Genomic DNA, 4964 nt, shown 5'->3' with positions numbered 1-4964 from the left:
GAATCACAAACATTGTCATTCTCAGCTACTGTGAATGTTACCGGTGTTGGATCTGGTATATTAATGTCTTGAGATCTAGGACATCCATTACCGTCTCTTACTCTAATTCTATAGTCTCCTGGAGCCAATCCTGTAAATACATTGTTATTACTATAGGTATAACCTCCAATTACATTATTAGCTAAATCTTCTAACTGATATTGGTAACTTCCCCAACCTCCAGTTGCACTGGCAGTTATTGTTCCGTCTGATCCTCCATTACAACTTACTGGTGGATTTACTACTCCGTTAACTAATAATGGATTTGCTGGTTCTTCAATTGTAAAGTTTGCTGACCTTGCTGTACAGAAAGGCGCTCCTGTTGAAGTTAATGTAGCAATTACATAATATTCACCTGCTGCTAAATTTGCTATTGAAGAATTTCCTGTTAATCCATTAACCGTTCTTTCAATTGCATTTGTAGCTGCATGATACACTGTATAATTATAACTTCCTGCATATGGTGTAGCTGGACTAAAATCTAATAATGCACTACCATCATCATTTGTTCTACATGTTTCATTAGTTACATCTGATATTAAAATATCAAACTGTGGTGCTACTCCAACAGTATGGAAAGTTTCTAACTCACATCCAGTTGTTGGATTTTCAATCGTTATTTTATACTCTCCAGTAGGTAAATTATCAAAATCTCCTGTTGTATTTGTTACTGCTGCATACACAGTTCCGTTAATTCCTTCAATTGTAATATTTGCAGTTACTGCTGCTACCGATGTAAAAGTAACTGTAATATCTTCACCTACTCCAGTATTACAAGGAATATCATTATCTACTGTTACTATAGGTGAGCTAATTGCATTAAAGGCTGCTATAGTTTCATTAACTGTTGCTGAAGAACATCCTTGGTCATCATATACAACAATGGTTACTGGTCCTCCAGAAGTATTTGTTGTCGTAAAACTTAAACTAGCACTATCTTGAGTTTCTACTGCTCCTGTTGCTGGTGTATATGTAAATACTACTCTAGTATATGTACCTGTTCCACCTGTTGTTCCTGCTGGTAATGTCACAGTAGCACTATTTACAACATTTCCTGTTGTACATGCAAACTCTGCTACATCTGGCGTTGATGGTACAATTGGATTTAAATCTCTAATTTCTACTATTTGTTCTGTAAAGCAACTATTTACAGTTGAAGTTCCTCTAATTGTGTAATTACCTGCTGGTAAATTACTAAATACAACTCCTGCTGCTGAAGAAATCGTTCCTGCTGCCGCTGGATCTGGAGTAATAGTATAGTTTAATGGTAAAATTCCATTATCTATAGTAGTTACTGTAATTTCTCCTGTACTTGCTCCATCACAAATATCATTTACTGTAGCTGCTGCTGTAAAGTTAGGCTCAACTCTTGCTGCAATATCTATTGTTTTTGTTACTGAACAATTTGGTGTTTCAGCTGTATCATAAACAGTTACAGTATACGTTCCTGCTGTTGTTGGATTGAAAGTTAAAGGATTTGTTCCTAAAGCTGTTCTTGCAACTACTGCACTCGGTCCTGCTACTTCATATTCATAATTAGCTAATGCTGAACCTGAAGTTACATTAATTTCTACTACAGCTTCTGGTGTACCAGAACAATCAATATTTTTAGTCTGAACTAATGTAAAGTCTAATGGTGCTTGTATAGTTGTTGCTACTGTAGGACTTGTACAACCATTCGCATCTCTTACTATTACATTATAACTTGCAGGAGTTAATCCTTCTGCTAAATATGTTGTACTAGTTGTAGGAGTACTATATGTTGTACCTCCATCTGTAGAGTATTGGTATGGTGGTGTTCCACTTCCTGCTGTAATCGTTATTGTTTTATTTGCATCACAACTATTAGGTACCGTTGCTACTGTAGGAGAAGGACTTAAGGTTATTGTTACAGGTCCTAAATTAGTTGTACATCCACTACTGTCGGTAACTAGTACTTCTACGTCTACTGAAGTTGCTCCTGCTGCATTAGCAGCTGTATCACTAACTGTAATTGTATTACCTGTTAATGTATGTGCAACTGTATTACCTGCATTTCCTGTTTCATAAACAGTTGCTGCATAAGTATAACCTCCAAAACCTCCTAAAATATTTTCAATTCTAACAAGACCATCAACATCACAAGTAATATTATTAACAGCATTTAAAGTACCAGATATTGGCAAACCTTCATCAATTGTTACATCTAAACTTCCAAACTGACATACTGGCGGTCCTCCTGTTGTATTACTTAATTGAATATAATAATCTCCTGCATCTAGTCCGCCTGTTGTAATAGTTAAACTTGTTTCTCCTACATTATTAGTTACTGCTGTACCAATATTCGTAACTGGATTTCTCTTGTATAAAGTCCAATTAAAAGGAAGAATTAAATCTCCAGAAGTGTTGTCTATTGTAAAAGTTATTTCTCCATTACTTGCTCCATTACACTGATTATTATTTACTGTACTTGAAATAGGTACAGATGGTGCAAATACATCATAAATATTTTCTATGTTTTGCTTAATACAATCATCTGAAGGATCTCCAACAACTGCTCCTGCTGCATTTTCATTTAAATCAACTACATAGAAATCATAATTTAAACCAGGTATTAATCCTGTAAAAGTTCTTGTTCTATCTTGAGCTGGTGGTGTTGGACTTGTTGTATCTGGTGGTAACCATGCTCCAACTGGTACTGTTGGGTCGTTTAGAATAAACCTAAAAGGACCAACTCCTCCTATTGCTTCAACGGTTACACTGAAACCTCCAACACAAGTTCCTGGATTTGTTACTGGGTTAACTATCAATCCTTCAACAGTATACGGCACTTCATAAGCTCCAAGACTTTCTATACAACGAACTGTTACTCCATCAGTATCTAATACTCTAATAACAGGATTTACTGTTGTACCCGAATTAATTCCTGTAAAACTATCTGAAGTTTGCCAAGTTGCCCCACCATCATCACTAAATTCTAACGTATATGGTGCTACAGTTGGATAGCCTGTAAATTGGAATCCAAACAACGCTTCATTTCCTGCAAATGGTGTTCCACAAGTAGGTAATATTGGTGTAAGAGTTGCTGTTAATGCTGGTGGATTAGTTAATGTTACTGTTTCTGTATCAGAACATCCCAACGCATCAGTTATGGTGATTGTATAAGTTTCTGCTACTAAATTATTGAAACTTGTGCTTGTTCCTGTAAAATTATTAACTGTAGTTACTGGGCCTAATCCATTTGTTACAACTATTGTATGTGGTCCTTGTCCATTATTTATTTGTAAATCAATACTTCCCGTATCACCATTACATGTAGGTTGATTCACAGTAATAGGACTTACAATAGCTACATTTGGTATTTGATTAACTACTACATCTTCTATAATAAATTGACAATATGGAGCTGTTCCATTATTATCTCTTACATATACATCATATGTACCATTTCCAGTTGCTATTGGATTTGTATTATTAAATGTCCCATCAGCTGGTTGCACAGCATTTGCAGCCACTAAAGAGAACACATAACTACCTGCTCCTCCTGTTGGATTTACTAATATTTGCCCTGTATTACAACTTGCATCTGTAACTGTTGCTGTTGCTAATAATTGAGGATTTATTATATGGTTATTTGTTGTTGTTGAACAACCTAAGCCATCTTGTACAGTTACACTATAAGTTCCGTTTGTTAAACCTGTAAATGTATAAGTATTAGTTGTTGATCCTTGTAATGGTCCACCATTTAAACTAAATTGGTAATTACCACCACCTGAAGTAACTGTAACTACTAATTCTCCATTTGTTCCATCATAACATACTTGTGGCACAACATCAAACGCTACCGCTGATGGTGAGTTTACAGTTACTGTTGCCGAAGAAGTACAATTGTTTGCATCTTCTATATTAATAGTATAGGCTGTTCCACTTGCTGCAACCCCTGTAAATACAGGTGATGTTTGCCAAGCTCCTCCATTTATATTATATCTGTATGGTGCTGTTCCTCCAGCAGGTGTAGCTTCAATTGTTGCTCCTGTTGGTGCTGCACAACTCGCTTCTTTTGTTATTGCTGCCGTGACTGATAAAACTGTAGGGTCTGCTAAGATTACAGTGCCTATTGTTCTAGTACATGCTGCTGGTGAACTATTATCTGGTCTTACCATTACAGTTTGACTACCTGCTGATAAACCTGTTATTGTAAACGGATTTGAAGTTGTAGTATTCCAGTTAGTTCCTCCATCTGTTGAATAATCAAAATTACCTGTAACGTTGATTGCTTCAATTGTAATTGTTCCATCATTTGAAGCATTACAATTATTTCCTGTACTAGCAGTAATTGTAGCATCAAATGCATTATTAGGTTCAACATTTACTGAAACATCTATTGTACAAGCACTTCCATAACCTACTGTTATTGTATGTGGACCTACTGCAACATTATTGAAAGTAGCTGTTGCTTGTGGAGCTCCACCGTCTAAACTATAAGTATAAGCTCCTGCTGGTGTTGGTGTAATGGTTACATTTCCTGTTCCATCACAATTATATACAATAGTTGGTGTTCCGAAAGTTGGTGCTGTTGGTAATGGATCTATAACAACGTTATTTAAATCTAAGATACAACCGTTTGCGTCTACTACTCTTGTATTATAAGTACCTGCTGCTAAATTAGATACTGAAGTCCCTGTTACTTGTATGAATGGGTTTGGTAAAGGTGCTCCATTTACTCTATAAAAATACGTATATGCTGGAGTTCCTCCAGTTGGTGCTGTAAATGTTATTCCTCCTAATATTGTACCTCCTGCAGCGTTACATGCTAAATCTGTAGCTGTTGCTGATCCTCCTGCTAACGCTGTTGGCGCTGCAACTGTTACTGTTGAAGCAGCTGTTGCACATCCATTTGCATCAGTTATGATAACTTCATATGTATCTGAAGCTAATCCTGTAAA

1 pseudogene is annotated in these 4964 nt (G+C 36.1%); it reads right to left on the bottom strand.

The features are described from left to right. Window positions 1-4964 (bottom strand): annotated as a pseudogene (locus F7018_RS18090) (hypothetical protein); the annotation flags it as partial.

Source organism: Tenacibaculum aiptasiae (assembly GCF_008806755.1).
Classification (GTDB): domain Bacteria; phylum Bacteroidota; class Bacteroidia; order Flavobacteriales; family Flavobacteriaceae; genus Polaribacter; species Polaribacter aiptasiae.
The sequence above is the reverse complement of the archived record's forward strand: the minus strand, read 5'-3'. Positions and strand labels throughout refer to the sequence as shown.